The 26,961-nt window shown below is 72.2% G+C and carries 26 protein-coding genes, 1 tRNA gene and 1 riboswitch; of the genes, 22 read left to right on the top strand and 5 right to left on the bottom strand.

Annotated elements, in window-relative coordinates:
- Window positions 1-18: 18 nt before the first annotated feature.
- The 8 genes from ABZ860_RS24475 to ABZ860_RS24510 all read left to right on the top strand — a co-directional run bounded on the left by ABZ860_RS24475 (window position 19) and on the right by ABZ860_RS24510 (window position 7,822).
- Entirely contained in the window at window positions 19-1,326 is a 1,308-nt protein-coding gene (locus tag ABZ860_RS24475; RefSeq protein WP_357224510.1) for an aldehyde dehydrogenase family protein, read from the top strand.
- Window positions 1,327-1,330: 4 nt separating this feature from the next.
- Window positions 1,331-2,095, top strand: a complete 765-nt coding sequence (locus ABZ860_RS24480) for a 3-oxoacyl-ACP reductase (RefSeq protein WP_357224171.1) — start codon at window positions 1,331-1,333, stop codon at window positions 2,093-2,095.
- Window positions 2,096-2,105: 10 nt separating this feature from the next.
- Window positions 2,106-2,795, top strand: coding sequence for a gamma-glutamyl-gamma-aminobutyrate hydrolase family protein (locus ABZ860_RS24485; protein WP_357224173.1), 690 nt, complete (start codon window positions 2,106-2,108; stop codon window positions 2,793-2,795).
- A 66-nt stretch (window positions 2,796-2,861) separates the two neighbouring features.
- A complete protein-coding gene (locus tag ABZ860_RS24490) occupies window positions 2,862-5,027 on the top strand; it encodes a peptidase domain-containing ABC transporter (RefSeq protein ID WP_357224175.1) in 2,166 nt (721 codons plus the stop codon).
- Between the two features lie 135 nt (window positions 5,028-5,162).
- A complete protein-coding gene (locus ABZ860_RS24495) occupies window positions 5,163-5,315 on the top strand; it encodes a hypothetical protein (protein WP_357224178.1) in 153 nt (50 codons plus the stop codon).
- Between the two features lie 10 nt (window positions 5,316-5,325).
- The gene (locus ABZ860_RS24500) at window positions 5,326-5,490 is read left to right on the top strand and encodes a hypothetical protein (protein WP_357224181.1); all 165 of its coding nucleotides are present in this window, start codon (window positions 5,326-5,328) and stop codon (window positions 5,488-5,490) included.
- Window positions 5,491-5,691: 201 nt separating this feature from the next.
- On the top strand, window positions 5,692-6,678 hold the full coding sequence (locus tag ABZ860_RS24505; RefSeq protein WP_357224183.1) for an MvdC/MvdD family ATP grasp protein: 987 nt from the start codon (window positions 5,692-5,694) through the stop codon (window positions 6,676-6,678).
- A 49-nt stretch (window positions 6,679-6,727) separates the two neighbouring features.
- Window positions 6,728-7,822 carry a TIGR04500 family putative peptide maturation system protein gene (locus tag ABZ860_RS24510; protein WP_357224185.1) on the top strand — a complete coding sequence of 365 codons (1,095 nt, stop codon included), beginning with the start codon at window positions 6,728-6,730 and terminating at the stop codon, window positions 7,820-7,822.
- A gap of 49 nt (window positions 7,823-7,871) precedes the next feature.
- Here ABZ860_RS24510 and ABZ860_RS24515 read toward each other — a convergent pair whose 3' ends face one another.
- Complete coding sequence (locus ABZ860_RS24515) at window positions 7,872-8,678, bottom strand: DUF4240 domain-containing protein (RefSeq protein WP_357224187.1); 807 nt, start codon at window positions 8,676-8,678, stop codon at window positions 7,872-7,874.
- 508 nt (window positions 8,679-9,186) lie between these two features.
- Here ABZ860_RS24515 and ABZ860_RS24520 point away from each other — a divergent pair.
- From ABZ860_RS24520 to ABZ860_RS24540, 5 genes are all read left to right on the top strand, one after another.
- A complete protein-coding gene (locus tag ABZ860_RS24520) occupies window positions 9,187-9,969 on the top strand; it encodes an AfsR/SARP family transcriptional regulator (protein ID WP_357224511.1) in 783 nt (260 codons plus the stop codon).
- Window positions 9,970-10,067: 98 nt separating this feature from the next.
- Window positions 10,068-10,165, top strand: a riboswitch (glycine riboswitch).
- Window positions 10,166-10,303: 138 nt separating this feature from the next.
- Entirely contained in the window at window positions 10,304-11,395 is a 1,092-nt protein-coding gene (gene gcvT, locus ABZ860_RS24525; protein WP_357224189.1) for a glycine cleavage system aminomethyltransferase GcvT, read from the top strand.
- A complete protein-coding gene (gcvH, locus tag ABZ860_RS24530) occupies window positions 11,392-11,784 on the top strand; it encodes a glycine cleavage system protein GcvH (protein WP_357224191.1) in 393 nt (130 codons plus the stop codon). The genes gcvT and gcvH overlap by 4 nt, the downstream gene beginning before the upstream one ends.
- A gap of 24 nt (window positions 11,785-11,808) precedes the next feature.
- The gene (locus ABZ860_RS24535) at window positions 11,809-13,182 is read left to right on the top strand and encodes an L-serine ammonia-lyase (protein WP_357224193.1); all 1,374 of its coding nucleotides are present in this window, start codon (window positions 11,809-11,811) and stop codon (window positions 13,180-13,182) included.
- A gap of 98 nt (window positions 13,183-13,280) precedes the next feature.
- Window positions 13,281-14,708 carry a hypothetical protein gene (locus ABZ860_RS24540; RefSeq protein WP_357224196.1) on the top strand — a complete coding sequence of 476 codons (1,428 nt, stop codon included), beginning with the start codon at window positions 13,281-13,283 and terminating at the stop codon, window positions 14,706-14,708.
- On the opposite strand, the gene ABZ860_RS24545 is transcribed toward ABZ860_RS24540, so the two are convergent.
- On the bottom strand, window positions 14,637-15,128 hold the full coding sequence (locus tag ABZ860_RS24545) for a hypothetical protein (protein WP_357224199.1): 492 nt from the start codon (window positions 15,126-15,128) through the stop codon (window positions 14,637-14,639). The two genes, ABZ860_RS24540 and ABZ860_RS24545, sit on opposite strands and share 72 nt — an antisense overlap.
- Window position 15,129: 1 nt before the next feature.
- Complete coding sequence (locus tag ABZ860_RS24550; protein ID WP_357224201.1) at window positions 15,130-15,813, bottom strand: DUF6286 domain-containing protein; 684 nt, start codon at window positions 15,811-15,813, stop codon at window positions 15,130-15,132.
- A 201-nt stretch (window positions 15,814-16,014) separates the two neighbouring features.
- Between ABZ860_RS24550 and ABZ860_RS24555 the strand changes: the two genes are divergently transcribed.
- On the top strand, window positions 16,015-17,190 hold the full coding sequence (locus tag ABZ860_RS24555; RefSeq protein WP_357224204.1) for an amino acid deaminase/aldolase: 1,176 nt from the start codon (window positions 16,015-16,017) through the stop codon (window positions 17,188-17,190).
- A 94-nt stretch (window positions 17,191-17,284) separates the two neighbouring features.
- Here the strand turns inward: ABZ860_RS24555 and ABZ860_RS24560 are convergent, their stop codons facing one another.
- Window positions 17,285-17,611 carry a DUF3618 domain-containing protein gene (locus ABZ860_RS24560; protein WP_183535463.1) on the bottom strand — a complete coding sequence of 109 codons (327 nt, stop codon included), beginning with the start codon at window positions 17,609-17,611 and terminating at the stop codon, window positions 17,285-17,287.
- Between the two features lie 134 nt (window positions 17,612-17,745).
- Between ABZ860_RS24560 and bcp the strand changes: the two genes are divergently transcribed.
- The 3 genes from bcp to ABZ860_RS24575 all read left to right on the top strand — a co-directional run bounded on the left by bcp (window position 17,746) and on the right by ABZ860_RS24575 (window position 20,339).
- Window positions 17,746-18,213, top strand: coding sequence for a thioredoxin-dependent thiol peroxidase (bcp, locus tag ABZ860_RS24565; protein WP_357224205.1), 468 nt, complete (start codon window positions 17,746-17,748; stop codon window positions 18,211-18,213).
- 528 nt (window positions 18,214-18,741) lie between these two features.
- Window positions 18,742-18,815 (top strand) — tRNA-Leu (locus ABZ860_RS24570).
- A gap of 315 nt (window positions 18,816-19,130) precedes the next feature.
- Window positions 19,131-20,339: an esterase-like activity of phytase family protein gene (locus ABZ860_RS24575; protein ID WP_357224208.1), complete on the top strand. Its 1,209-nt coding sequence runs from the start codon at window positions 19,131-19,133 to the stop codon at window positions 20,337-20,339.
- A gap of 154 nt (window positions 20,340-20,493) precedes the next feature.
- Here ABZ860_RS24575 and ABZ860_RS24580 read toward each other — a convergent pair whose 3' ends face one another.
- The gene (locus tag ABZ860_RS24580) at window positions 20,494-20,949 is read right to left on the bottom strand and encodes a hypothetical protein (protein WP_357224209.1); all 456 of its coding nucleotides are present in this window, start codon (window positions 20,947-20,949) and stop codon (window positions 20,494-20,496) included.
- Window positions 20,950-21,100: 151 nt separating this feature from the next.
- Here ABZ860_RS24580 and ABZ860_RS24585 point away from each other — a divergent pair, with 151 nt between their 5' ends.
- From ABZ860_RS24585 to ABZ860_RS24605, 5 genes are all read left to right on the top strand, one after another.
- Window positions 21,101-21,388 (top strand): hypothetical protein, encoded by a 288-nt coding sequence (locus tag ABZ860_RS24585; RefSeq protein WP_357224212.1) that lies wholly within the window; start codon window positions 21,101-21,103, stop codon window positions 21,386-21,388.
- A 174-nt stretch (window positions 21,389-21,562) separates the two neighbouring features.
- On the top strand, window positions 21,563-22,744 hold the full coding sequence (locus ABZ860_RS24590; RefSeq protein WP_357224215.1) for a histidine kinase: 1,182 nt from the start codon (window positions 21,563-21,565) through the stop codon (window positions 22,742-22,744).
- A 163-nt stretch (window positions 22,745-22,907) separates the two neighbouring features.
- The gene (locus ABZ860_RS24595) at window positions 22,908-23,573 is read left to right on the top strand and encodes a response regulator transcription factor (RefSeq protein ID WP_357224216.1); all 666 of its coding nucleotides are present in this window, start codon (window positions 22,908-22,910) and stop codon (window positions 23,571-23,573) included.
- A 113-nt stretch (window positions 23,574-23,686) separates the two neighbouring features.
- The gene (locus tag ABZ860_RS24600; protein ID WP_357224219.1) at window positions 23,687-24,430 is read left to right on the top strand and encodes an ABC transporter ATP-binding protein; all 744 of its coding nucleotides are present in this window, start codon (window positions 23,687-23,689) and stop codon (window positions 24,428-24,430) included.
- Between the two features lie 3 nt (window positions 24,431-24,433).
- Entirely contained in the window at window positions 24,434-26,923 is a 2,490-nt protein-coding gene (locus tag ABZ860_RS24605; RefSeq protein WP_357224221.1) for an FtsX-like permease family protein, read from the top strand.
- Window positions 26,924-26,961: the final 38 nt, after the last annotated feature.

A 26,961-nucleotide genomic window follows, 5' to 3' on the forward strand; every position in this document is an offset into this window, starting at 1 on the left:
GTGATCGCCGAGGTCGAGATGGCGGACGCCGCCGAGGTGGACCGCGCGGTCGAGCGGGCCGCCCGGGCCTTCCCCGCCTGGCGGGCGGTCGCCCCGGGCGAGCGGGCCCGGCTGCTGCGCCGCTTCGCGCAGGTCGTGGAGGACCACGCGGAGGAGCTGGCGCGGCTGGAGATCACAGGAGCCGGGCACACCGTCGGCAACGCCCGCTGGGAGGCGGGCAACGTCCGCGACGTGCTGAACTTCTACGCGGGCGCGCCCGAGCGCAACCACGGCAGGCAGATCCCGGTGCCGGGCGGGGTGGACGTCACGTTCGCCGAGCCGCTGGGCGTGGTCGGGATCATCGTGCCGTGGAACTTCCCGATGGTCATCATGACCTGGGGAGTCGCCCCGGCCCTCGCCGCCGGCAACACGGTGATCGTGAAGCCGGCCGAGTGGACCCCGCTGACCGCGCTGCGGCTGGCCGAGCTCGCCCTGGAGGCCGGGCTGCCCGAGGGCGTGCTCCAGGTCGTCCCGGGCGAGGGCGAGGTCGCCGGCGCCCGGCTCGTCGAGCACCCGGACGTACGCAAGATCGTGTTCACCGGCTCGACCGAGGTCGGGAAGCTGATCGGCGCCAAGGCCGCCGGGCAGGTCAAGCGGGTGACGCTGGAGCTGGGCGGCAAGAGCGCCAACATCGTCTTCGCCGACGCCGACCTCTCCCGGGCGGCCGAGTCGGCGCCCATGGCGGTCTTCGACAACTCCGGCCAGGACTGCTGCGCCCGCTCGCGCATCCTGGTGGAGCGTTCCGTCTACGACGACTTCCTCGTGCGGCTGGCGCAGGCCGTGCGGGAGGTGAAGGTCGGCGACCCGAACGACCCGGCGAGCCAGATGGGCCCGCTGATCAGCGCGGAACATCGGGAGCGGGTCGCGTCGTTCGTCACGGAGTCGGACGTGTACGCGGCCGGGACCTGCCCGAGCGGGCCCGGTTACTGGTTCCCGCCCACCGTGCTGGCCGGATCGTCCTCGGAGTCGTTCCGGCGGGCGTTCACCGACGAGATCTTCGGCCCCGTCGTGTCCGTCGTCCCCTTCGAGCACGAGGCCGACGCCGTGCGGATCGCCAACGACACGGCGTACGGGCTGTCGGGGTCGATCTGGACCCGCGACGTGGGCCGGGCGCTGCGCGTGGCCCGGGCGGTCGAGGCGGGCAACCTGTCGGTCAACTCGCACTCCAGCGTCCGCTACTGGACCCCGTTCGGCGGCTTCAAGCAGTCGGGCCTCGGCCGGGAGCTCGGCCCGGACGCCCTGTCGGCCTTCACCGAGACCAAGAACGTCTTCATCTCCACGGAGTAGATCAATGCAGCGTTTGCAGGACCGCGTCGCCGTCATCACCGGGGCGGGCAGCGGCATCGGGCTGGCCACGGCCCACCGGTTCGCCCAGGAGGGCGCCAAGGTCGTGGTGGCCGACCTCGACGAGGAGGCCGGCGCGAAGGCGGCCGGGGAGGTCGGCGGCCTGTTCGTCAAGGTGGACGTGGCCGACGAGGACGACGTGGCCCGGATGTACCGGACCGCGTTCGAGGAGTTCGGCAGCGTCGACATCGCGTTCAACAACGCGGGCATATCCCCGCCGGACGACGACTCCATCCTGGAGACCGGCATCGACGCCTGGCGCCGGGTGCAGGAGGTCAACCTCACCAGCGTCTACCTGTGCTGCAAGCACGCGATCCCGTACATGCAGCGGCAGGGCAAGGGCTCGATCATCAACACCGCGTCGTTCGTCGCGGTCATGGGCTCGGCCACCTCGCAGATCTCCTACACCGCCTCCAAGGGCGGCGTGCTGGCGATGAGCCGCGAGCTGGGCGTCCAGTTCGCCCGCGAGGGCATCCGGGTCAACGCGCTGTGCCCCGGCCCTGTGGACACCCCGCTGCTGCGGGAGCTGTTCGCCAAGGACCCCGAGCGCGCCCAGCGCCGTCTCGTCCACGTGCCGATCGGCCGCTTCGCCCGGGCCGAGGAGATCGCCGCGGCGGTCGCGTTCCTCGCCTCCGACGACGCGTCGTTCATCACCGCCTCCGAGTTCCTCGTGGACGGCGGCATCTCCGGCGCCTACGTCACTCCGCTGTAGGGGGCATGCCATGGCTCGTCCCGTGATCGGCGTGACGTGCTACGTCGAGCCGGCGAAGTTCACCGTCTGGGACATGCCGGCGGCGCTGCTGCCGTACATGTACGTCGACCACATCGCGCGGGCCGGCGGACAGCCGGTGATCCTGCCGCCCGCCGGGGAGCCGGCCGCGCTGGTGGAGCGGCTGGACGGGCTCATCATCGCGGGCGGGGGCGACATCGACCCCGCCCGCTACGGCGCGCCCCCCGCGGCGCAGACCGGATATGTCCGGGAGTTCCGCGACGAGGCGGAGTTCGGGCTGATGGAGGCCGCCCTGCGCACCGGCCTGCCGTTCCTCGGCATCTGCCGGGGCCTGCAGGTGCTCAACGTGGCGCTCGGCGGCACCCTCCACCAGCACCTGCCCGACGTGGTCGGGCACACCGCCCACTCCCCCGCCCCCGGGACGTTCGGCCGCCTCCCCGTACGGCTCTCGCCCGGGTTGGCCAAGATCTACGACGGCGAGGACCTGACGCCCGCCCACTATCACCATCAGGCGATCGACCGTCTGGCGGACGGGCTGGAGGTCACCGCCCGCTCCGACGACGGCACGATCGAGGCCGTCGAGGTCACGGGCGCGGCGTTCGCCCTGGCCGTCCAGTGGCACCCGGAGGCCGACGAGGACGGCCCGCTCTTCCACGCCCTCGTCGAAGCCGCCCGCCGCTGACAGCTCAGGAGGATTGAAGCCGGTCACAAGCGATGGGCAAGCCTCGTGGCCGACACTCCGTGGACCATGAGGCTCAATCACGGCAGAGTTTTCGGCGGCAGAGTTCCCGTCGTCCATCAGCGCACCCCCACCGAGTGCGGCCCCGCCTGCCTCGCCATGGTCCTCGGCGCGTACGGACACCACGTGGAGGTGCGCGAGCTCGGCGAGGAGATGGGCGTCGGCCGTGACGGCACCTCCGCGCTCACCCTGCTCAAGGCGGCCAGGCGGCGAGGGCTGGAGGCACGGGCCTTCTCCCTGCCTCCCGACGGGCTGGCGCACGCGCCGCTCCCGGCGATCGCGCATTGGAAGGGCGACCACTACGTCGTCGTCGAGCACCACGGGCCCGGCGCAGTCACGGTCGTCGATCCCGCGACGGGCCGTCGTCGCGTCACCGGCGCCGAACTCGCCCATGACTACAGCGGCGTGCTGCTCGTCTTCACCCCGGGCTCCGGGTTCCGGCGGACCCGACGTCCGCGGCGGGGCCGCTGGTGGCGGTGGCCGGCCGCCGTCGCCTTCACCGGCCGCCGGCGGCTGCTCGCACTGCTGGTGGCGCTCAGCGTCGTCATGCAGGCGTTCGGCTTCGCCCTCCCCGCGCTGACCGAGCTGGTCGTCGACCGGGTGCTACCGGCCGGCGACCACGACCTGCTGGCCGTCGCGGGTCTCGGGATGGTGGGCCTGGTCGCCGCGTACGGACTGGTCCGGGCGCTGCGCGGATACGCCGTGGTCGCGCTCAGGGTGAGCGCGGACGGCGAACTGGTCCGCGTGACGGGCGAACGACTCCTCGCGGCGCCCTACCGGTTCTTCGCGCTGCGCGGCTCCGCCGACCTGGTCAACCGCGTGCTGGCGACCTCCCTGATCCGGGAGGTCCTCACCAACCAGGTGACGCTCGCCTTCCTGGAGGCTCCGCTGGCCCTGGGATACCTGGTCGCGATCAGCGCGCGAAGCCCGCTGGTCGGCGGCTGCCTGGTCGCGTTCGCCCTCGCCCAGGTGGGCCTGCTGCTCCTCACCCGGCGCCGCGTCGGCGACCTGGCCCACCGCGAGACGGAGGCCCGCAACGACCTGCAGAGCAGACTGATCGAGGGCCTGCGCGGCATCGAGACGGTCAAGGCCTCCGGCTCCGAGCCGCGGATCGCCGGCAGATGGGCGACGGCCGTCGCCGCCGTCGCCGAGCGGTCGGGAAGAAGCGGCCGGGCGCAGGCCCTCCAGGACGCCCTGCTCGGTGCCCTGCAGTTCGCCGCCCCGCTCACCCTCGTGTGGGTGGGCGCCCGCCAGGTGGCGGACGGAGCGCTGACGCTCGGCGGGATGCTCGCGTCGCAGGCTCTGGCGGGCGCCGCGCTGGCCCCGTTGAGCTCGCTGGTCGCCGGGCTGCAGGCCGTCCAGACGGTCCGGCCGCACGTGGAGCGCCTGGCCGACGTCTGGCACGCCGAGCCGGAGCCGGTTCCCGCCGCCCCGGTCACCCGTACGCTCGCCGGACGGATCGAGCTGGATCGCGTCGGCTTCCGCTACGGCCCGGACAGCCCGTGGATCCTGCGGGACGTCACCTTCACCGTCCGTCCCGGGCAGAAGGTCGCGCTGGTCGGCGCCTCCGGATCCGGCAAGACCACCCTGGCCCGGCTGATCCTGGGGCTGCTCACGCCCAGCGAGGGTGAGATCCGCTACGACGGCGTGCCCGGCGCCGCCTTCGATCCCGGCGCCCTGCGCCGCCAGTTCGGCGTGGTGCCGCAGGAGCCCGTCCTCTTCCACGGCACGATCTTCGACAACATCGCGCTCAACGTTCCCTCCGCTACCCGGGAGCAGGTGGAGCGGGCAGCCCGGGCGGCCCGCCTCCACGAGGAGATCTCGGCCATGCCGATGGGCTACCACACGCTGCTCATCGACGGCGGCGGGCTGTCGGGCGGGCAGCGTCAGCGGCTCGCGCTCGCCCGCGCCCTGCTGTCGGAGCCGAGGATGCTGCTGCTCGACGAGGCCACGAGCCACCTCGACACCGCGACCGAGACCGCGATCGAGGAGAGCCTGCGCGGCTTCGCGGGCACCCGCGTCGTCATCGCCCACCGGCTGAGCACCGTGCGGGACGCCGACCTCATCCTCGTGCTGGACCGGGGCCGGGTCGTGGAGGCGGGCGGCCGCGACGAGCTGCTCAGCCGGGACGGGCACTACGCGCGCCTCGTCGCCGCGCAGCGGCTGGGCGCCTGACCTTCACGAACTGCGAATTAAGCAGGCCACAAGTCGCTTACCTCCGTCACGCAATCCGGTTCCAAGACGATCAAGGCAGGCTCTGGGACACGGGGGGAGCCGCCCGGCTCCCGACGCGACCGAAAGGAGAAGACCATGAGCGCACAGCCCAAGACCGAGCTGCGGGACCTTTCCGAGGTGGGCGCCGAGCTGGACGAGAGCCGGCTGGAGGGCATCACCGGCGGGATGCCCGACCCCATGGCCGCACGCACGCGGTCGGGCGCGGGCTACGACGACTACCTGTGCTGAGGGGGCGGTCATGACGGCTCGCACCGTTCGAACGGTCCTCACCGCCATCGACGCCGTGGGCGAGGAACTGGACGAGGAGCGCCTGCGCGGCGTGACCGGCGGCCAGGCCCCGGAGTTCGACAGGACCGGCTCCTATGCCGACAACATGTGCAAGTACGACGACATCGCCGTCTGACACATGCTCACGGCGTCACGGCGTGACCCGATCGGGTGAAGCACGGCTGTGACGCCGAGGTGGGGGCGCCGCCCCGGTGGCCCCAGTGGCCCCGGTAGCGGCGCCCCCACCCGCCAGGCCCGCACGATCAGGCCCCGTCGGTCCAGTCCCCTCCGTCCAATCCGCGCCCAGGTCTGTTTGGTCACGTCGAAAGGCCCTCCGTTGCGCTCTTCTCACGTTCTCGTGCTCACCGGCGAGGACGACCCGCACGCCGAGCGGGTCAGCGGTCTGCTCGCCCGGCGCGGCGCGCGCGTCAGCGTCTTCGACCCCGGCGACTTCCCGGTCCACGCCAAGGTGGACCTCGGCTACGGCGCCGGCCTCGGCACCCGCCGCATCCTGCGCGGCGATAAGGAGACGATCGACCTCGACACGGTGACCGCCGTGTGGTGGCGCCGGCCGACTCCCCCGCGCCCGCACCCGGAGATCGCCGATCCGGCGGTGGCCGCGCACACCGTGCAGGAGTGCAAGAGCCTGCTCGGCGATCTGTGGGAGCAGCTGCCGTGCCGCCAGGTGCCCGCGCGCGAGTCGGTCTTCCGCCGTTCCGGCCAGAAGGCCTCCCAGCTCGCCCTGGCCGCGGAGCTCGGATTCGCGATCCCGGAGACGCTGATCAGCACGGACGCCGAGTCGTTCCTCGACTTCCACGACCGGCACGACGGCCGCGTCATCACGAAGGCCTTCCACGTCCCGCTCATCGAGGGCGTCGCGGGCGGACTCACCGCGACCCGCCTCACCGAGCCGGTGTCGCCGCGCGACCTCGCGTACGCCGACGGCCTGCGGTTCTGCCCGGTGATCGTGCAGGAGATGGTGCCGAAGCGCGTCGAGCTGCGGGTCACCATCGTCGGGCGGCGGATCTTCGCCGCCGAGATCCACTCGCAGGCGTCCAACCGATCGAGCCTCGACTGGCGGTACTACGACACCCGGACTACCCCGCACCGGCCCCATCGGCTGCAGGAGGAGATCGCCGACCGGTGCCTGGAGCTGATGGACCGGCTCGGCCTGCTGTACGGCGCCGTCGACCTGATCGTCACGCCGGACGACCGTCACGTCTTCCTTGAGGTCAACCCCAACGCGCAGTGGCTGTGGGTCGAGAACATGACCGGCCTGCCGATCAGCGAGGCCCTCTGCGACCTCCTGCTCGAACCGGCCTGACGTCCCCTTCGCGAACGAGCCCGACAGATCCCGCCCAGAGGAGCCCGACATGCCGTCGCACAGCGTTGTCCACACTGGCGTTCTTCCGTCTGCCGGCCTGCTGGCCGACGTCCTGGCGTACCTGCGCCGGATCAGCGACCTGGAACCCGCCGAAGCCAGGGACCTGCTGGGCGACCTGCGGGCGCAGCACGAGGGCGCGCCGATGCGCCTGGTGTGGCAGCGCGACCACCCCGGCGGCGGCTGTCACTACGACATGCTGATCCCGGTGGCGGACGGCACGGTCTCGATCGCCTTCGCCCCCGACCGCGCGCTGCCCTGGCCGCTGCGGGGCAGCCGCAACTCCGGCGAGCAGGTCGTCGTCCGGGTCAACGGCATGGAAGTCGCGATGGAGCAGGCCATGGCGGTGCTGGACGAGCTGTGGAGCGACGCCTCGGTGGCGAGCAGGCTGGTCGACGCCGCCCTGGTGGCGCAGGAGCTGTCCGACGACCCGGTGGACCTGTCCGCCGCCGAGTTGCAGGACGCCCTCGACGCCTTCCGGCGGGCCCGGGGACTGCTCACGGTCGAGGCCACCCGCGCGTGGATGACCGAACGCGGCCTCGACCACGCCGGCCTGGAGGACATCGTGGCCCAGGAGGCCGGGATCGCCCGGCTGCGCCGGCGCGTCGTCGGCGACCGCGCGGACGGCCTCTTCACCGCCCAGCCCCGCTCCTACGACCGGCTGTGCGCGCTGTCCCTCCGGTATCCCCGGCCGGAAGCAGCCCGGGCCGCCGCCGGCCGGCTGCGGAGCGGCGGGGCGGACCCCCTCGCCTCGGCCGCCGCCGAGACGCTCGACCACGGCGCGGACGCCCGCCTGCGCCGCCTGTTCCGCGCCGAACTCGGCCTGGGGGCGGCGAACGCCGCACCCGGTGACGTCCTCGGCCCATACGGATCCGAGCCCGTGGTCACCCAGGTGGTGGAGGTCAGGCCCGCCGTCTTCGACGACGCGACCCGGCGAGAGATCGAACAGCGGCTTTTCGACGACTGGCTCGCCGGGCGGCGGCGCGAAGCCCGCGTGGAGTGGGTGTGGGGCGACGCCCGGCGCACCGACGCCGTCAACCAGGCCCTGCGGGCTCCCGCGACCGCAGGCGCCGCTGCGGCCCGGTAGAGCGCCGGACCCCCTCAGAGCGCCGGACCCCCGCAGAGCGGCGGGCACGTCAGCGGGAAGAGGACGGAAGCGGTGGAGGCGGCGTCATGTCCAGCGCCCGGGCGATCGCGCCCGTGATGCGCGCGGCCTCTTCCACCGCGAGCGCCCTCAGTCCCGCTGCGTCACGCTCCCCGAAGTAGGAGCGGCCCATCCTGAACTCGGCCCTGGCGATCGCCGTGCCGCGCTCGACGTTCTGGACGTCCCTGTCCCCGTTGACGGTGACGCCGACCTCGACCTTCCGCAGCCCCGTCTGGCTCCACCAGGCGCGCCACTCCTCGGAGTCGTTGAGGGCCCGGTCCAGCGCGTGGGCCGCGTTCTCGTACTGCCGCGGCGCGCTTTTCCAGGCAGAGCCCCGGCGTGTGTCGTACCACCGGCCGTCCGCCGGCAGGCCGGACAGCAGGGGATCGAACTCCTCGTACCAGTCCAGGCCCGCGACGTCCCACAGCACGTTCGCGACGACGTCCACGAGCAGTTCGGCCTCCCCCGCGTCCCACTCCTCGTCCTCGGCCGCCGCCGGATCGGCGAGCACGGCCTCGTACCGCTCCCGCCCGGCGGCGATCACCGCGTACAGCAGGTTCTCGTACGCGTCCCCGGCGAGTGGGATCGGCGGGCGGCCCTCGTCGCCGACGTCGGGGACCGGACGTCCCTCAAGAGGGAGCCCGGCGAGCGCACGCACCTTCGCGGCGAGGTGCCCGCAGAAGACCTTCACCTCCTCCGCGGCCACCGACGACAGGCGCTCGCCCAGCAGATCGGCGCTGTCCTCGTCGATCACCCCGTCGAGCGTGCCGACCAGCTCCCAGAAGATCTCGTCTGTCACCGGCCAAGCGTCCACGCTCTCACCCCCGAACACAATCGGGCCGGGGGTGACCACGGGTCCTTCCGTTGAAGGACGTCCGCCGAGCCGAGTCGTCTTCAGCCGTCGACGCCTTCGTCCGGAGGACGGTGACACGGCATCACGGCTGCGCTCCAGCCGGCCTGAGGCGAACCGCCTCGGCGGCGCTTCCTCAGCGCGTCGCGCAGTAGGCCTTCGCCTGCCGGAGACGCCCCCGAGAACGGCGATTCCACTTGTGACGCCCGCCACAGCGCCTGTGCGGAGGCTCGGGCAATGCAACCGATTTCACTTCCGCGCCACCTGCGCGTTCAGCCCCACATTGGCGATAAAGGAACGGCGCACCCGCACATAGAAACGACACATTCTTTGACGAATGCGAGCGGGGAGAGATATGGTCAATTAACCAATGATCGCCGCGTCGTCGGCACGTTTCACGCTGCTTTCGTGCGAGGGATAGACCGTGTTATACGCCGTGCTCGGACCGTTCCTGGCCATGAAACCCTCGGGGGACGTGATCGCCGGGCTCGCCCCGAGGCACCGGCAACTCCTGGCGTTGTTCCTGCTCAACCCGAACGTCGCGGTCCATCGGGACACGCTCATCGATCTGTTGTGGAATCGCCGTCCCACTAAATCGGCGCCGCGTAATCTTACCACCTACATCGCACAGGTGCGGCGGCGGCTCTCGCCACGCGACCCCGCCCTTTCCCCGCTGCACACAGTGGAGGGCGGGTACCTTCTTTCCGTCCCACCGGCATCCGTGGATGCTGCAGTATTCAACCATTTCGCGGCACAGGGCAGAATCGCCCGCGAAAATGGCGATTACCACAATGCGGCGAGGATGTTCGAGAACGCGCTGAGCCTGTGGCGGGGCGACGCCCTGCTCGGCATGAGGCACGTGGACGAGCTCTCCTCGTGGGCCGAACGGCTCGACGAGGACCGGCGCGCGGTGACCGAGGACCTCTTCGACGTACGGCTGGCGCTCGGGCACCACCACGAGATCGTCGGCGGCCTGGCCCAGTGGGCGAGGCGTCACCCGTTGCGCGAACGACCGCACCGGCAGCTCATGCTGGCGCTGCACCGGTCGGGCCGCACCCACGACGCCTCGGCGTCCTATCAGCGACTGCGCCGGACCCTGGTCGACCGTCTCGGCACCGAGCCGTCCCCCGACACCCAGGCCCTCCACCAGCGGATCCTCACGGGCGACGACCTTCCGTCCGCGCTGACGTGTCTCCGCGCGGGGCATCGGCCGGCGCGTGAGTGCGATCACCGCTCGTAACGAAGGCCCGCAGAACGGATACCTTGATCGAGGAAATCGGGGCGATCCCGCCGGTTACGGGGATGGCGGCGAACCACTAGGCTTGCCAGCACCACCGGTGATCCCGTGCGGGAGAGCGTCCTGGCATCCGGTCAGGGCCCCTGAAGGAGCAAGCCCTCCCCGCGAACCTCTCAAGGCAAAGGACCGTGCGGGCCAGGTGACCTCTGGAAAGAAGGCCGTAAGGCCTCGCCGAAGGTGAAAGTCCGGCAAAGATCGGACGAAGCTCTCAGGCGCCGATGACAGAGGGGGAGGATGCCCGATAGTCAAACGCAGCATCCGTCCTTCCGAGGTGGGCATGTCCCGATCCACCCCGCTCCGCGGGGTCCACGAAAGCCTGGGCGCGACCCTGACCGACTTCGCGGGCTGGCAGATGCCCCTGCGCTACGGCAGCGAGTCGGCCGAGCACAACGCGGTGCGCACGGCCGCGGGGCTGTTCGACCTGTCCCACATGGGAGAGATCTTCGTCGTCGGCGCACAGGCGGGCGAGGCGCTCGACCGCGCTCTCGTGGGGCACCTCAGCGTCCTCGCGCCCGGCCGCGCCCGCTACACGATGATCGTGAACGAGACCGGCGGCATCCTCGACGACCTCATCGTCTACCGCCTCGACGAGGACCAGTACATGGTCGTCGCCAACGCCTCCAACTACGCCCTCGTCGCCCGTGAGCTCGCCGACCGCGTCCGGGGCTACGACGCGCGGGTGACCGACCGGTCGGACGAGTACGCGCTGGTCGCGGTGCAGGGCCCGCGCAGCGCCGAGATCCTCGCCGCGCTGACCGACGCCGACCTCGACGAGCTGAAGTACTACGCCATCGTCCCCGGCGTCGTCGCGGGCACGCCCGCCCTGATCGCACGCACCGGATACACCGGCGAGGACGGCTTCGAGCTGTTCGTGCTGAACGAGCACGCCGTGCCGCTGTGGAACGCCCTCGCCGAGGCGGGCAAGGACGCCGGGCTCGTCCCCGCCGGGCTTTCGGCCCGCGACACGCTGCGCCTGGAAGCCGGAATGCCGCTGTACGGCAACGAGCTGAGCGCGGCGATCACGCCCTTCGACGCGGGCCTCGGCCGGGTCGTCCGCTTCGACAAGCCCGGCGACTTCGTGGGCAAGGCCGCCCTCGAGCGGGCAGCGGAGAACGGCACCAAACGGCGCCTGGTCGGGCTGGTGGCGCGCGGCCGCCGCGTTCCCCGCCACGGCTACTCCGTCACCCGGGAGGGCGCCGTCGTCGGCGAGGTGACCAGCGGCGCCCCGTCGCAGTCCCTCGGCCGCCCGATCGCCATGGCGTACGTCGACGAGGGCGCCCTGGAGAAGGGTGGCCTGGCCGTGGACATCCGGGGCAGCCAAGAACCGGTCGACGTCGTCGATCTGCCTTTCTACAGGAGGAGCAAGTGAGCACCATTCCGGACGACCTGAGCTACACCAAGGAACACGAGTGGGTGGCCGGGCTCGAGGACGGCCTCACCGTGACGGTGGGCATCACGGCGTACGCGGCCGAGCAGCTCGGCGACGTGGTTTACGTGGAGGTGCACTCCGAGGTCGGCGCGACGGTCGCGGCCGGCGACGCGGTCGGCGAGGTGGAGTCCACCAAGTCCGTGAGCGACATCTTCGCGCCGGTCGGCGGCGAGGTCGTCGAGATCAACGCCGCCGTCGTGGACAACCCCTCGCTGGTCAGCTCCGACCCCTACGGCGAGGGCTGGCTGTTCCGCGTGCGCGTGGAGGAGGAGCCGGAGGACCTGCTGTCGGCCGCGGAGTACACCGCGCTGACCTCCGGCGAGTCCTGACAAGCAGCTGAGAGGCGACGGTCAATGGCGATCAGCGTCTTCGACCTGTTCAAGGTGGGGATCGGGCCGTCCAGCTCGCACACGGGCGGTCCGATGGCGGCGGCGCACAAGTTCGTCCGCGGGCTGCACCAGGACGGGCTGCTGGAGAAGGTCACCCGGGTCGAGGCCATCCTGTACGGCTCGCTCGGGCTGACCGGCAAGGGCCACGGCAGCGACAAGGCCGTCCTGCTGGGCCTGTCCGGCGACAAGCCCGAACTGGTCGACGTCGACACCGTCGACGAGCGGCTGGCGGCGATGCGGGCGAGCGGCACGGTCACGTTGTACGGCGTGCACGAGATCCCGTTCGTGGTCGGCGAGCACCTCGTCTTCGAGCGCAAGCTGTCGCTCCCCCACCACCCGAACGGCATGCGGTTCACGGCGTACGCCGACGACACCGTGCTGCGCGAGAAGGTGTACTACTCGGTCGGCGGCGGCTTCGTGGTGGACGAGAACGCCACCGGCGCCGACCGGATCAAACCCGACGACACGGTGCTGCCGTACGCCTTCACGACCGCGCACGAACTGCTCGCGCACTGCGCCGAGACGGGCCTGTCGATCTCCGGGCTGATGATGGAGAACGAGAAGGCCTTCGGCCGCACGGAGGAGGAGATCCGTACCGGCCTGCTGCACCTGTGGGCAGTGATGGCCGAGTGCGTGCGGCGGGGCACCAGCCGCGAGGGCGTCCTGCCGGGCGGCCTCAAGGTGCGCCGCCGGGCCCACCAGCTGTACCGGCGGCTGCAGAGCGAGACCGACGGGACCGACCCGCTGCGGGCGATGGACTGGGTCACGCTGTTCGCGCTGGCCGTCAACGAGGAGAACGCGGCGGGCGGCCGGATCGTCACCGCGCCGACCAACGGCGCCGCCGGCATCGTCCCGGCCGTCTTGTCCTACTACATGCGCTTCCTCCCGGGGGCCGGCGAGGACGGCGTCGTCCGCTTCCTGCTCACCGCGGGCGCGATCGGCGTGCTGTTCAAGGAGAACGCCTCCATCTCCGGCGCGGAGGTGGGCTGCCAGGGCGAGGTCGGCTCGGCCTGCTCGATGGCGGCGGCGGGCCTCACCGAGGCGCTCGGCGGGACGCCGGAGCAGGTCGAGAACGCCGCCGAGATCGGCATCGAGCACAACCTCGGCCTGACCTGCGACCCGATCGGCGGACTCGTCCAGATCCCGTGCATCGAGCGCAACGCCGTCGCCTCGATCAAGGCCATCGCCGCCGCCCGCATCGCGCTGCGCGGCGACGGCCGCCACTTCGTGTCGCTGGACAAGGCGATCAAGACGATGCGCGACACCGGCAGGGACATGCTCGACAAGTACAAGGAGACCTCGCGCGGCGGCCTCGCCGTCAACGTCATCGAGTGCTGAGCCGGGCGTCGCCGGCGAGCGCACCGGTGTCTCGAATGTGACGCATGTGCGGCTCACCAATATCGTGGTGACTTCCCCGCGAGGAGGAGGGCCGTCACGTGAGGTGGCGCGAGGCGCTGCGCCCGCATCGGGCGTTCCTGGTCGTGCTGGCGGCGGGCGTCGCACTGCGCGCGCTCGCCGTGCTCGGCTACCGGCCCGCACTGTGGTTCTGGGCCGACTCCTTCGCCTACCTCAGCTCGGCCCTCGACCTGCGGCCGCTGCCCTCGCGGCCGTCCGGCTACTCGCTGTTCCTGGCGGCGCTGAGCCCGCTGGGGAGCATCACCGCCGTCGTGATCGTCCAGCACCTGCTCGGTCTCGGCATGGCCGGCTGCGTGTACGCGCTGCTGCGCCGCCGGACACGGCTGCCGGGCTGGGGAGCGGCGCTGGCGGCCGCGCCGGTGCTGCTCGACGTCCACCAGATCCAGCTCGAACACCTCGTCATGGCGGACCTGCTGTTCACCGCCCTGGTCGTGGCCGCCGTGACGATCCTGCTGTGGCGCCCTCGCCCGGGCGCGTGGTCCGTCGTCGCGGCGCTGCTGCTGCTCGCCTTCGCCACGGTCACCCGCACCCTCGGGCTGCCCCTGATCGCGCTGGCGCTGCTGCCGGTGCTGCTCGCCGGACGCTGGAGGGCCGCGCTCGCCGGGCTCGCCGCCGCGTCCGCCGTGCTCGGCGGGTACGCCGTCTGGTTCCACGACGCCCACGGGTCGTACGGGATGGGCGGCAGCAGCACGTGGCTGTGGTCGCGCACGATGACCTTCGCCGACTGCTCGGTCATGGAGCCGCCGAAGGAACTGGCGGTGCTGTGCCCGTCGGAGCCCCGGCTCGCCGCGCCCGCCTACATCTGGGCCGCCGGCTCGCCCATCCAGCGGGTGAAGAAGGACAAGGACCGGCTGGCGAGCGAGTTCGCCTCGCTGGCGATCCGCAGCCAGCCCCTCGACTTCCTCGCGACCGGGCTGCACGACGCCATGTGGGCGTTCGGATGGGACCGGAAGGTCTACCCCGCCCCGGGCACGCAGAGCGCGTACGTGTTCCCCGCCTCGGTGAAGCCGTTCACCGCGAAGGTGGCCTCCGGCGGCCGTACGGCGAGCGAGCTGACCACCGCATACCAGGGGAGCTCCGGGGACACGAAGGTGGCCGAGCCGTTCGCGGGGTGGCTGCGCGCCTACCAGGAGCAGGGCTTCCTGCGCGGGCCGCTGCTCGCGGCGGTCCTGCTGGCCGGGCTCGCCGGGCTGGTGGCCCGGCGGTGGACGGCGCTGCTGCCCTGGGCCACGGCGGCGGTCCTGCTCCTGCTGCCGCCTCTGATCGCCGCCTTCGATCACCGCTATGTGGTGCCCGTCGTGCCGCTCGCCTGCCTGGCCGCCGGGCTCGCCCTCGGCACGCCCGCGACCCCCGCGCCGTGGCGGCGGGAGGGGCGGTCAGCGGCGGCGGACGTGCAGGCGAACGACCGCAAGCGCGTCGTCGCGGCCGACCGCGCGGCGAACGCGTGAGATCGCCGACTCGTCCAGCCGCCTGATCACCTGCCCCAGGTCGGCCGACCGCCGGAGCGACACCGACACCCGCACCCTGCCGTCGCGCACGAGCCTGACCGAGATGCGGCCGATCCCGTCGATTCCCTTCAGCGCCACGCCGAGCATGGCGATGCCGGCGCCGGTGCGGCTGCCGACCCGGCCCCAGCCGAGCGCCAGAAAGAGCCAGCGGGTCGCGACCAGGGCGAGCACGATGGCCGCCCCGGCCAGCAGGGGCAGCGCCCACGGTTTCCCGTCGACCACGCTCGCGTCGGCCACGCCCGCGTCGATCAGAGCCGTACCGGGCCGCCGGCGGGCGGCGGCCAGCAGGCCGAAGCCTCCCGCGACCAGCGCGAGGCCCACCAGCAGGAGCCCGAGGCGGTTTCCCCAACGCGGACGCACGTCAGCCCCCTCTCCTGCGCAGCCGTACGACCACCTCCTGGCGGGACCGGACGCCGAGGCCCGACAGCCGGTCGCCGATCGCCGCGCCGACCTCGCGCAGCAGGGCGCCGGTCGTGTCCGCGTCGGCCACCACGGCGACCTCGATCCGCCCGCGGAGGATGTGGACGCCGGCCCGCCGGACGTGCTCGACCTCGCGGGCCGAGGCGGCGAGCGTCCGGCGCAGACCGGCGCGGGTCAGGCCCATCGCGAGCAGCGGGTCCCGGCATTCCAGGGGCACGAGCCGGGGACGGCCGGGAACGAGCGCGAGGGCCACCAGTCCCGCACCGCAGACGATCATGCCGACGGCGGCGACCGGGACGACGGGATCGGCCGTCGTGAGGTTCAGCAGCCGGGGCGGCAGCCGCCAGGACGGTGACACGCCCAGCATGACGGCCACGACCACGGCGGTGAGCACCCAGCCGAGCAGGGCGATCACGGCGGCGACCACGACGGCGGCAGGGGTCCGGCCCGGCCGCAGGACGCGCACGGCGCTGCGCCGGCCGGCCGCACCGCGCACGCCGCCCGAGCCGCTTCCGGCGCCCTCGGCGCTGAAGCCACGGTCGGCGCCGTCGGCGCCTGAGCCGCTTCCGGCGCCTTTGGCGCTCCTTGCCGACGAACCCGCCAGGATTCCCTGCACGACGCTCATCAGCCGCTCACCCTTCCCGCTCACCGCGCCGGGTCCGCTCGGTAGTCACCTCACCATGGGTACACGGAGCGGTGGCGGGACGGGCGGGTCACCCGCCGCCTTGCGCGATCATGGCGGCTCCACGGCGGAGATTTTGCCCGGGCCCAGTTAACGTGAACGGCACTCATGTCTTTCCCGGCGGTGCCGTACTAGGCTGCGCCCATGGACGACCGACAGCGCCTCGATAAGGCGACGGCCCACCTGGAGCCGCCCTTCGCCGTCCTCGACATGGACGCGCTCCGGTCGAACGCGGCCGCCATGGTGCGCCGGGCCCGGGGTAAGCCGATCCGGGTGGCCAGCAAGTCGATCCGCTGCCGGGCCGTGCTCGAACGGATCCTTGCCATGGACGGCGTCTCGGGCGTCATGGCCTTCACGCTGCCCGAGGCGCTGTGGCTGGTGTCCACCGGCCTGCGGGACGTGCTCGTGGCCTACCCCACGGCCGACAGGACCGCGCTGCGCGCCCTGGGATCGGACGAGGTCGCCGCACGGGAGATCACCGTCATGGTGGACTCGCCCGAGCACCTCGACCTGATCGAAAGCCTGCGGCTCCCCCACCGGATCCGAGTGTGCCTGGACATCGACGCGGGGTTCGTGGCCTTCGGCGGCGCGTTCCGGGCGGGCGCGCTGCGGTCGCCGATCCGCGAGCCCGAGCAGGCCGCCGAGATCGCCGCGTACATCGCCAAGCGTCCCGGGCTGCGGCTGACCGGCCTCATGGCGTACGAGGCCCAGATCGCCGGGGTGGGCGACGACGTTCCCGGACCGTACGGCCGCGCGGTGCGCTGGATGCAGGAGCGGTCGCGCCGCGAGCTGATCGTGCGGCGCGGCCGGATCGTGCAGGCCGTGCGTCAGGTCGCCGACCTGGAGTTCGTCAACGGCGGCGGCACGGGAAGCATCGAGAAGACCGCCACCGAGCGGGCGATCACCGAGGTCGCGGCGGGCTCGGGGTTCTTCCACCCCCGGCTGTTCGACTTCTACAGGGGCTTCACCGGCCGCCCGGCGGCGCTGTTCGCCCTGCCGGTCGTGCGCAAGCCGACTCCGGACGTCGTGACCGTGCTCGGAGGGGGCTACCCCGCCTCCGGGTCCCCCGGGCCCACCCGGCTGCCCCAGCCCTACCTGCCGCCGGGGCTCAGGTATCACCCGGACGAGGGGGCGGGCGAGGTGCAGACGCCGCTTCTGGGCGAGGCCGCGGCCGACCTCCGCCTCGGCGACCGCGTGTGGTTCCGCCACGCGAAGGCCGGGGAATTGTGCGAGCGCTTCGCCACGCTGCACCTGGTGGAGGGCGACCGGGTGGCCGAGGAGGTCCCGACCTATCGCGGCGAGGGAAAAACCTTCCTGTGACCGCCGGCCCGGCCCTGCGGTCGTCTCCGCGGGAACGCGGACGCCGCCGTGAACCGCGTCACGGCGGCGTCGTCCCGCGGCGGGTCGGGGCGGGTCAGCGGGAGCGGCGGCGCAGCAGCACGATGGCCGCGCCCACGACGACGACCACGCCGATCCCGATCAGCACCGGAGCGATGTTGGGCGCCGGATACTCCGCGGGCTGCTCGCCCTCGCCGTCGGCCGGGGCATACGTGCGCGGCCCCAGGACCATGTCCTCCACGGACGCGACGAAGTCGCGCGCGTTGGCCTTCGCCTTCTCCACCCCGCGCTCCGCGACCCGCTTCGGGCTCACCCGGTCCGCGATGGCGTCGACCGTGCGAGCGAGCTCCGCCCGCGTGCGCTCGATCTTCCGTTCCAGCGCATCGGGATCGGTGTCCGCCATGCGATCCCCCTCCTGTGGTATTCGTGTGTGATCAGTCTGCCAGGTCCGGCGGTCGCCCCGCACAGCGGCTGAGCCGGTAGTTTGGTTGACGCTTGCCCGCCGATCGCCGCGGGTCACCTTTTCCGGAGGACGTGATGAGCAAGCTCGAGCCCGGCGACGCCGCGCCGGATTTCACCCTGACCGACGCCGACGACAATGAGGTCTCGCTGGAGTCGTTCCGCGGCAGGCGGGTCATCCTGTACTTCTACCCGGCGGCGATGACCCCCGGATGCACGAAGCAGGCCTGCGACTTCCGCGACAACCTCGGCGCGCTGACCGAGCAGGGCTTCGTGGTGCTGGGCGTCTCCAAGGACAAGCCCGCCAAGCTGCGCCAGTTCCGCGAGCGTGACGCGCTCACCTTCCCGCTGCTGTCCGACACCGGCCTGGACGTGCACAAGGCGTACGGCGCGTACGGCGAGAAGACGAACTACGGCAAGACCGTGATGGGCGTCATCCGCTCCACGTTCGTCATCGACCCCGACGGAAAGGTCGAGAAGGCCCTCTACAACGTGAAGGCCACCGGTCACGTCGCCCGGCTCACGAAAGAGCTGGGGATTTCCTGAAATACCCCTTTCGCCACACTCCCGGAATTGTCGGCGGCGGCCGATAAATTCCGGGGCATGGCGAAGTACAAATACACCCCCGAGTTGCTCGCCGACGCGGCGGCCGCCGCGAGCAGCGTCGCCGACGTGCTGCGCTATCTCGGCATCCCGTGGTCGGGTGGCGCCCACGCGCACATCAGCCGCCGCCTCAAGCACTTCGGCATCGACACATCCCACTTCCTCGGCCAGGCCCACAGGCGGGGGCAGACGTCGCCGCGACGGAGCCTTCCGGCTGAGGTGCTGGTCCTGAACTCCCCGGGCGCTCCCCGCGAGAAGCCGGCCAAGCTCCGGCGGGCACTGCGCGAAGTAGGAGTCCCCTACCGCTGCGCAGACTGTAAGATAGGCGGCACTTGGCACGGCCGGCCGTTGACATTGCACATCGACCACATCAACGGAAACTGGCTGGACAACAGAAAAGAGAACCTGAGGTTCCTCTGCCCGAACTGTCACTCTCAGACTGAGAATTTCGCAGGGAAGGGAAGAGGAAAGGGGGTCGTAGTCCAACGGCAGGAGACCGCGGCTTTAGGTGCCGTACAGTGCGGGTTCGAATCCCGCCGGCCCCACAACAAATCAACTGAGAATAACGGCGCACCGATTATCGTCGAAGAAGGCAATTCTTTCAGCCAGCAGAGGGCGCCCGCGAGGATGGCCGTGATGGTCACGGCGGACGACCTCGCCTTCCTCGAGCGTTTCGTGGCAACAGAGGGCGCCCCGTCGCGGTCCTCCGTCATCCGCACGGCGATCGCTCTGCTCCGTGCTCGGAGCGAGCGGGAGTGACCGTCCTGCGGAGATTTCGCAGGCGCGGAGCGGCTCAGTTGTTCGTCCGCGGCCGCCTGGTGTTGGGGCTTTTGTCACTCGATGTCCCTACGGTGCCCGGCATGAGACGCTTTTCGATCACCTTGGGTGCCGCGGCCCTCGCCGTGGGGTTGACCACATCCGCGCTGCCGTCCCCGGTGCAGGCCGCCCCTCGGCCCGCCGACTTCGGCCAGGCGACGCTCACGGGTTTCGCCGTCCTGCCTGCCCAGACCTTCGTTCCCGGCAGCGAGCCCTCGGGTTCGGCCATCGGGGCCGGACCGTTCAACGGCATTACCGCGCCTTTCCCGGGGCAGCCCGTCCAGGGCTTCAGCGGTGTCGTCAAAAGAGGTGACGGCACCTACGACGTGCTGTCCGACAACGGCTATGGAAACAAGGCCAACAGCGCCGACTTCCTGCTGCGCGTCCACCACGTCAAGCCCGATCTCCGGACCGGGAAGCTTGAGGTGCTCGGCGGGTTCGGCCTGAGCGACCCGGACGGACGCGTGCCGTTCGCCCTGACCCGGGCGGATCGGGTGCTCACCGGCGCCGACTTCGACGTGGAGTCGATCGTGCGGTCGTCCGACGGCACCTACTGGATCGGCGACGAGTTCGGCCCGTTCCTGCTGCACTTCTCGTCCTCCGGGCGGCTTCTCCAGGCCCCGATCCCGCTGCCCGGCGTGATGGCGCCGGAGAACCCGAACCTGAACGGCGGGCAGCCCAACACCCGCAGCAGCAAGGGGTTCGAGGGCATGGCCCGCTCGGTCGACGGCCGCCGCCTCCACCCGCTGCTTGAGGGGACTGTGGACGGCGACACCCCCGGCGACCTGCGCATGTACGACTTCGACCTGCGTACAGGCAGGTACGGCGCGACCTGGTGGACCTACCGGCTGGAGTCGCCCTCGAACGCCATCGGAGACGCGATCGCGGTCGACGAGCACCGGTTCCTGGTCATCGAGCGGGACAACGAGCAGGGCGACGCCGCCGCCTTCAAGCGCATCTACCTGGCCGACGCCGCCGACCGGGACCACGACGGCCGCATGGACAAGACCCTCGTCGCCGACCTGCTGAACCTCGCCGACCCGAAGGGCGTCGGCGGCTTCGGCCGGACGTTCCGCTTCCCGTTCCAGACGATCGAGGACGTGGCCCTGCTCGACGACCGCACTCTCGCGGTGCTGAACGACAACAACTTCCCGTTCTCGTCCGGCCGCACGGCGGGCAAGGCCGACGACGACGAGTTCATCACCGTACGGCTCGCGCGTCACCTGCACGCCGATCGACGCGCGCTCCAGTGATCGGCCGGGCGACGAACACCGGGCACGTCGTCCATCCGGTGACCACCCGGATCCCGTGAACGCGGCGATCCCGTAGGCGCCGTGAAAATGCGCGGAAAACCCGTAGGCGCGCGCCGGCCCCTCCGCCGGCGCGCGCCTACCGGGAAGCCACGCCTCAGCCGGGCGCCTGGCAGCGCACCCCGGCGTCGGTCTGCCTGCACCAGGGGGGCAGGCCGTCCTGGGCCTGCGGCGCGTCCTGCCCGTAGCCGCGAGGGAAGAAGCGCTGCCGGTCGCCTCCGCCGTCCCAGCTCGTCCCCGCGCCCGCCCGGTCCCAGACCATGCTGGTGACGGCCACGATGCCACCGCCGAGGAGCGCTCCGACGATCGCGGACGCGACGCCGACGGCGACGAGTTGCCCCGCGTGTCCGCGGGGAAGCCGGCCCGCCAGGCGCGGCGGGAAGCCGGGCCGCGGGGCGGACGCGACCCGTGGCCGCGGATCCTGCCAGCCCGGGGCGTTCCATCCCGCGCCGCCGGGGCCGAAGGCATACCCGCTGCCGGGCGCGCCCGCGGGTCCCGGTCCTGGCCGGCCCGGCCTCGCGGAGCCTGCCCAGGTCGAATACGGCCCTGCCACCCCGGGCGTGCTGCCCGAACCGGACCAAGGCGAACCCGGCCCTGCCCCGCCAGGCATGTTCCCGGGGCCGGCCCACGGGGAACCCGGCCCTGCGGCCCCGGGCGTGTTTCCCGGGCCGATCCAGTGCGAACCGGGCCCTGCCGCCCCGGGCGTGTTCGCCGGGCTGGTCCAGGGTGGTGCAAAACTCGGCCGAGGCGGCGGCGGCGCGGTCGGCCCGTTCGGATCGTTGGGCCCGGTCGGCCCGGTCGACGAAGTGGACCCGCTCGCCGCTGGTGACGCGGCCACCCCGGTGCCGGCCGGCCCGATCGGCGCGCCCGGCGCAGCGGGCTCGGCCGATCCGCTGGTCGCCGTCGGCTCACTCGACCCGGCCGGCCCGGTTTCCGGCTCCGGGCGCGGGCCGCGCGGCTCGTCCCCTGCGCCGCGCGACCCCGCGTCCTGATCCGCCATCCCGATCTCCCTTTACCCGCTTCACAGAAGCGTTCCCGTGGACAAGGATGCGTCGTGATCCGTAAGAACGGCGTAAGCGGGCGGGCCGGCTGCGACCTGAGTCGTACCGCCGTATCCGCCGCAAGGGTGAGACCTTCCTGAGCAGCCGATACATAGGGTTGGGTACGTGTTCGGCAGACTGCGCGCCTGGACCCGGCGCCACAGCAAGCTCGTGGACGCGCTCACGGTCTCCCCGCTGGCGCTGTTGAGCCTGATCACCGTCGAGACGTTCAGCCGGACCGGCTCGTTCGGTGCGCGGCAGGTCGACGTGCCCGGGCTGCTGCTGTTGTCGGCCGCGCTCATCGTTCCGCTGACCTGGCGCCGCGACCACCCCCGTGAGGTGTTCGCGGTGGTCGCCGCCGTCAGCTTCGTCCAGTGGCTGCTCGACGTCGTCGTCCTGCCCGCCAACATCGCGGTGCTCGTCGCGCTGTACGGCGTCGCCTCCCGCTGCACGCTCCGGTGGGCGCTGGCCGCCGGGGCGGTCGCCGAGTTCGGGCTGCTGCTGGCGATGCTGCGCTGGTCGCCCGACGCCGGGCAGGCGTGGCCGTCGTCTTCGGCCTTCATCGTCGCCGTCTGGATCGCCGGGATCTACGCCAACACCCGCCGCCGCTACGTGGAGGGCCTGGTCGAACGGGCCGAACGGGCCGAGCGGGAACGCGACCAGCAGGCGCGGATCGCCGCCGCGGCCGAGCGCGCCCGCATCGCCCGCGAGCTGCACGACGTGGTCGCGCACAACGTCAGCGTGATGGTCGTCCAGGCCGACGGCGCGGGATACGCCATCGACGGCGACCCCGAGCAGGCGCGGCGCGCGATGCAGGCGATCTCGGCCACCGGGCGGCAGGCGCTGGCCGAGATGCGCAGGCTGGTGGGCGTGCTGCGGCAGGACGCCGGCAGCCCGGCGGAGGAGTACGCGCCGCAACCCGGCGTCGCCCAGCTCGGCGACCTGATCAGGCAGGTCAGGGACTCGGGGCTGCCGACCGAGTTCACCGTGTCCGGCACCGCGCGGACGCTGCCCGAAGGCGAGCAACTCGCCGTCTACCGGATCGTGCAGGAGGCGCTGACGAACGCGCTCAAGCACGGCGGCCCGGGCGCGCGGGCCTGGGTGGAGATGACGTACGGCAGGGGCGAGATCGAGCTGAAGATCAGCGACGACGGCAGGGGCGCCGCGGCCCCGCGCCTGGCCGGCGGGCACGGGCTGATCGGCATGCGGGAGAGGGCCGCGATGTACGGCGGAAGCGTCGAGGCGGCCCCCCGGCCGGGCGGCGGGTTCCGGGTGGTCGTCCGGATTCCCGTCGGGCTGGCCGCATGACCCGGCCGTCCCCCGGCCGTGGCGACCGGCCGTTCCCCGGCCGCCGAGACCGGCCGTCCCAGGACCCCGGCGACCGGTCGTCCCCGGACCGCGGTGACCCGGCTGGTCCCCCACCGCGTACGGTTACGGGGATCGCGGCGATGACGAGCGGAGCGGAGCGGCAGTGATACGCGTCATGCTGGTCGACGACCAGGAACTGGTGCGGACCGGGTTCCGGATGGTCCTCGGGGCGCAGCCGGACATCGAGGTCGTGGGCGAGGCGGCGGACGGGCTGGCCGCCGTCGAGGTGCTGCGGACGCTCGAGGCGGACGTGGTCCTCATGGACGTCCGCATGCCGCGGATGGACGGCGTGGAGGCGGCCCGGGTCATCTGCGCGGCGCCGGACGGCCCCAAGGTGCTGATCCTGACGACGTTCGACCTCGACGAGTACGCGTTCGCCGCGATCAAGGCGGGCGCGGCGGGGTTCCTGCTGAAGGACGTGCCGCCGGCCGAGCTGATCAACGCGATCCGGTCGGTCCACTCCGGGGACGCGGTGGTCGCGCCGAGCACGACCCGCCGCCTGCTCGACCGCTTCGCCGTGCTCCTGCCGGAGGGGGACGCGCGGCGGCAGGACGCGGGCGTGCTGACGGCGCGGGAACGGGAGGTGATGGTCCACGTGGCCCGTGGCCTGTCCAACTCCGAGATCGCGGCGCGGCTGCATCTCGCGGAGGCGACCGTGAAGACCCACCTCGGCCGCATCCTGGCCAAGCTGGGGCTGCGCGACCGGGCCCAGGTGGTCGTCTACGCGTACGAGACGGGCGTGGTCTCCCCCGATCATCCGCGGGGCTGAGTCCGGACTACCTCACAAGTCGCACACGTCCCGGCCGGCCCGTCCCCGGGCCGCACGCCGAGAACGTCCGCGAGGCCGAGGAAACGCCCTGATCACGGCCATAGCGTGGCGTCATGACCACAACAACCCAGGTTCGCACCGCGGTCGTCGCGCGGGGACTGACGAAGGTGTACGGCGAGGGCGACGCGGCGGTGCACGCGCTGCGCGGCATCGACGTCGGCTTCGCCGCCGAGGAGTTCACCGCGATCATGGGGCCGTCCGGCTCCGGCAAGTCCACGCTGATGCATTGTCTGGCCGGATTGGACACCGTGACGGACGGCCAGGTGGTCATCGGCGACGTCGAGATCACCGGTCTGAACGACAAGCAGCTCACGCTCCTGCGGCGCGAGCGCGTCGGTTTCATCTTCCAGGCGTTCAACCTGCTGCCGACGCTGACGGCCGAGCAGAACATCAGGCTCCCCCTGGAGATCGCGAGCCGCCAGGCCGACCCGGCGTTGTTCGACCGCGTGATCGAGACGGTCGGCCTGCGGGACCGGCTCAGGCACAAGCCGAGCGAGCTGTCGGGCGGCCAGCAGCAGCGCGTCGCCGTGGCGCGGGCGCTCATCAGCAAGCCCGAGGTGATCTTCGCCGACGAGCCGACCGGCAACCTCGACTCGCGCAGCGGCGCCGAGGTGCTGGCGTTCCTGCGCAGGTCCGTGCGCGAGCTCGGGCAGACGATCGTGATGGTGACGCACGACCCCGTGGCGGCGTCGTACGCCGACCGGGTGGTCTTCCTCAGGGACGGGCTGCTGGTCAGCGAGGTCGAACGGCCGACGCCGCAGACCGTGCTCGACACGCTGATGGCGCTGGAGGCCTGAGCCGTGTTCAGGACCACTCTCACCGGGCTCCTGGCGCACCGCCTGCGCCTGGTGCTCACCTCCCTGGCGATCGTGCTCGGGGTCGGCTTCATCGCGGGCACGTTCGTGCTGACCGACACCATCGACGCCGGGTTCACCCAGTCGTTCGCCGCGGACGCCGACAAGGTGGACGTGGTGGTGACTCCCAAGGACGGCGCCGAGCCCGACGAGACCCTGCCGGAGAGCGCGCTCGCCGCGGTCAAGGCGGTGCAGGGCGTCAAGGACGCCCAGCCGATGGTGTCCGGGGACGCGCCGCTGATCGGCAAGGACGGCAAGGTCGTGGGGGACTCCCCCACCGCCGGGGTGTCCATCCCGGCCGGCCGCATCAAGATCACCTCCGGGAGGGCCCCCTCGGCCGCCGGCGAGGCGGTGCTCGACAAGAACACCGCCAAGACGCAGGGGTTCGCGCCCGGAGCCACCGTCACGGTGCTCGACCAGGCCGGCAAGCGACAGGAGTTCCAGCTCGTCGGGATCTTCGACGTGGGCCTCGACCAGAACCTCGCCTACCGGGGAGCGGTCGCCTTCACTCCCGACACGGCGCGGCGCGTCACCGGCGCCAAGGGCTTCACCGAGATCGACGTCGTCTCCTCGGGGCCCTCGCCGGAGAGCCTGCGTACGGCCGTCGCGGCGGCCGCCGGTGACGCGAAGGTCGTGACCGGGCGGGAACGCGCCGACGAAGTGGCCAAGCGCAACCACATGGACACGTCCTTCATCCGGCTGGGCCTGCTGCTGTTCGGCGCGGTCGCGCTGCTCGTCGCCGCGCTCGTGATCTACAACACCTTCAACATCCTGGTCGCGCAGCGGATGCGCGAGATGGCGCTGCTGCGCTGCATCGGCGCCACCAGGCGGCAGGTCTTCGGCTCGATCGTGCTGGAGTCCGCCGTGGTCGGCCTGCTGTCGTCGGTGCTCGGCCTGCTGACGGGTCTCGGTCTCGGGGCCGCCGCGGTCGCCGTGCTGCGATCGGTCGGGACGGACATCCCCACGGGCACCGTGAGCCTGTCTCCCCAGACGATCGCCGTCGGCATGTGCACCGGCGTCGTCGTGACGATGGCGGCCGCCCTGCTCCCGGCGCGGCAGGCCACCCGCGTGCCGCCCGTCGCGGCGCTGCGCACCCAGGTCGAGGAGCACGCGTTCCGCACCGGGGTCGTACGGGTGGTCGCCGCCGCCCTGTTCGTGCTCGCGGGGGCCGGCCTCACCGCGGCGGGCGTGCTGCAGAAGCCGGGCCAGGCGGCGCTGCTGACGGTCATGGCGGGCGGCGTGCTCGTGTTCTTCGCGGTGCTCATCCTCGGCCCGGTGATCGTACGGCCGCTGAGCGGGCTGGCCGGCTGGGTGCCGGCGCGGCTGTTCGGCGTGCCGGGGCGGCTGGCCGTGGACAACTCGCGGCGCAATCCGAAGCGGGCGGCGACCACGACGGTGGCCCTGACGGTCGGCGTGACGCTGATGACGTTCATGGCGGTCCTGACCTCCACGGTGCGGACCACCGTGAACGGCCAGCTCGACCAGCAGTTCCCGGCCGACTACATCCTGTCGGCGCAGACGGGCACGATTCCCCGCTCGGTCGCCGACACGCTGCGCGCGAGCCGCGACCTGGCCGCGGTGACCGAGTTCCGCGGGAAGAAGGCCAAGGTGAACGGCCGCGAGTTCGAGGTGGGCACGGTCACCCAGTCGGCCATCGGCACCGCCATCAAGCCGGAGGCGTCGTCGGGCACCATGGACGGCTTCGGCGCGGGCGAGGTCGCGGTGGCCGACTCCGTGGCCCAGGACCTCGGGGTCAAGGTGGGCGACACCGTGACCGTAGCGTCGGGCGGCCGGAAGACACCGCTCACGGTCGTCGCGGTGCTGAAGGCCGATGTGTCCCTGCTGCCGCCCTTCACCATGGCCGAGCAGGCGTTCGAGCGGCACTTCGGCACGGTGGGCGACGCGCAGATCCTGGTGGACGCCGCGGACGGCGTGGCCCCCGAGCGGGCGCGCAAGGTGGTGGACGACGCCACGGCGGCCTACCCGGCGGTCAAGGTCGGCAGCACCACCGAGATCCGCGGCCAGTTCGACGAGGCGATCGACTCGATACTCATGGTGGTCACCGGGCTGCTGGCCCTCGCGATCGTGATCTCGCTGCTCGGCATCGCGAACACGCTGTCGCTGTCGGTGCACGAGCGCACCCGCGAGTCCGCGCTGCTGCGCGCCCTGGGCCTGACCCGGCCGCAACTGCGGGGCATGCTCTCGATCGAGGCGCTGGTCCTCGGCCTGGTGGGCGCGATCGTCGGCGTCGCGCTCGGCGTCGCCTACGGCTGGGCGGCGACGACGACGCTCACGGAGAACGTCTCCTTCCAGCTTCCGATCGGGCAGATCCTGATCTTCATCGCCGCTTCGGGCCTGGCCGGAGTGCTCGCCGCGCTGCTGCCCGCCCGCCGTGCCGCCCGGGCCTCGGTCGTCGGAGCGCTGGCCGCCTCCTGACGCCGCCCGCCCCACCGGGATGGGCCGGGACTGCGGCC

It is taken from the genome of Microbispora sp. NPDC046973 (assembly GCF_040644495.1).
Classification (GTDB): domain Bacteria; phylum Actinomycetota; class Actinomycetes; order Streptosporangiales; family Streptosporangiaceae; genus Microbispora.

Excerpts from the sequence above, each read along its gene's own strand:
- ABZ860_RS24475 (WP_357224510.1), top strand. The coding sequence starts at position 19 with ATGGCGGACGCCGCCGAGGTGGACCGCGCGGTCGAGCGGGCCGCCCGG.
- ABZ860_RS24480 (WP_357224171.1), top strand. The coding sequence starts at position 1,331 with ATGCAGCGTTTGCAGGACCGCGTCGCCGTCATCACCGGGGCGGGCAGC.
- ABZ860_RS24485 (WP_357224173.1), top strand. The coding sequence starts at position 2,106 with ATGGCTCGTCCCGTGATCGGCGTGACGTGCTACGTCGAGCCGGCGAAG.
- ABZ860_RS24490 (WP_357224175.1), top strand. The coding sequence starts at position 2,862 with ATGAGGCTCAATCACGGCAGAGTTTTCGGCGGCAGAGTTCCCGTCGTC.
- ABZ860_RS24495 (WP_357224178.1), top strand. The coding sequence starts at position 5,163 with ATGAGCGCACAGCCCAAGACCGAGCTGCGGGACCTTTCCGAGGTGGGC.
- ABZ860_RS24500 (WP_357224181.1), top strand. The coding sequence starts at position 5,326 with ATGACGGCTCGCACCGTTCGAACGGTCCTCACCGCCATCGACGCCGTG.
- ABZ860_RS24510 (WP_357224185.1), top strand. The coding sequence starts at position 6,728 with ATGCCGTCGCACAGCGTTGTCCACACTGGCGTTCTTCCGTCTGCCGGC.
- ABZ860_RS24520 (WP_357224511.1), top strand. The coding sequence starts at position 9,187 with ATGAAACCCTCGGGGGACGTGATCGCCGGGCTCGCCCCGAGGCACCGG.
- gcvT (WP_357224189.1), top strand. The coding sequence starts at position 10,304 with ATGTCCCGATCCACCCCGCTCCGCGGGGTCCACGAAAGCCTGGGCGCG.
- ABZ860_RS24535 (WP_357224193.1), top strand. The coding sequence starts at position 11,809 with ATGGCGATCAGCGTCTTCGACCTGTTCAAGGTGGGGATCGGGCCGTCC.
- ABZ860_RS24550 (WP_357224201.1), bottom strand. The coding sequence starts at position 15,813 with ATGAGCGTCGTGCAGGGAATCCTGGCGGGTTCGTCGGCAAGGAGCGCC.
- ABZ860_RS24555 (WP_357224204.1), top strand. The coding sequence starts at position 16,015 with ATGGACGACCGACAGCGCCTCGATAAGGCGACGGCCCACCTGGAGCCG.
- ABZ860_RS24560 (WP_183535463.1), bottom strand. The coding sequence starts at position 17,611 with ATGGCGGACACCGATCCCGATGCGCTGGAACGGAAGATCGAGCGCACG.
- bcp (WP_357224205.1), top strand. The coding sequence starts at position 17,746 with ATGAGCAAGCTCGAGCCCGGCGACGCCGCGCCGGATTTCACCCTGACC.
- ABZ860_RS24575 (WP_357224208.1), top strand. The coding sequence starts at position 19,131 with ATGAGACGCTTTTCGATCACCTTGGGTGCCGCGGCCCTCGCCGTGGGG.
- ABZ860_RS24600 (WP_357224219.1), top strand. The coding sequence starts at position 23,687 with ATGACCACAACAACCCAGGTTCGCACCGCGGTCGTCGCGCGGGGACTG.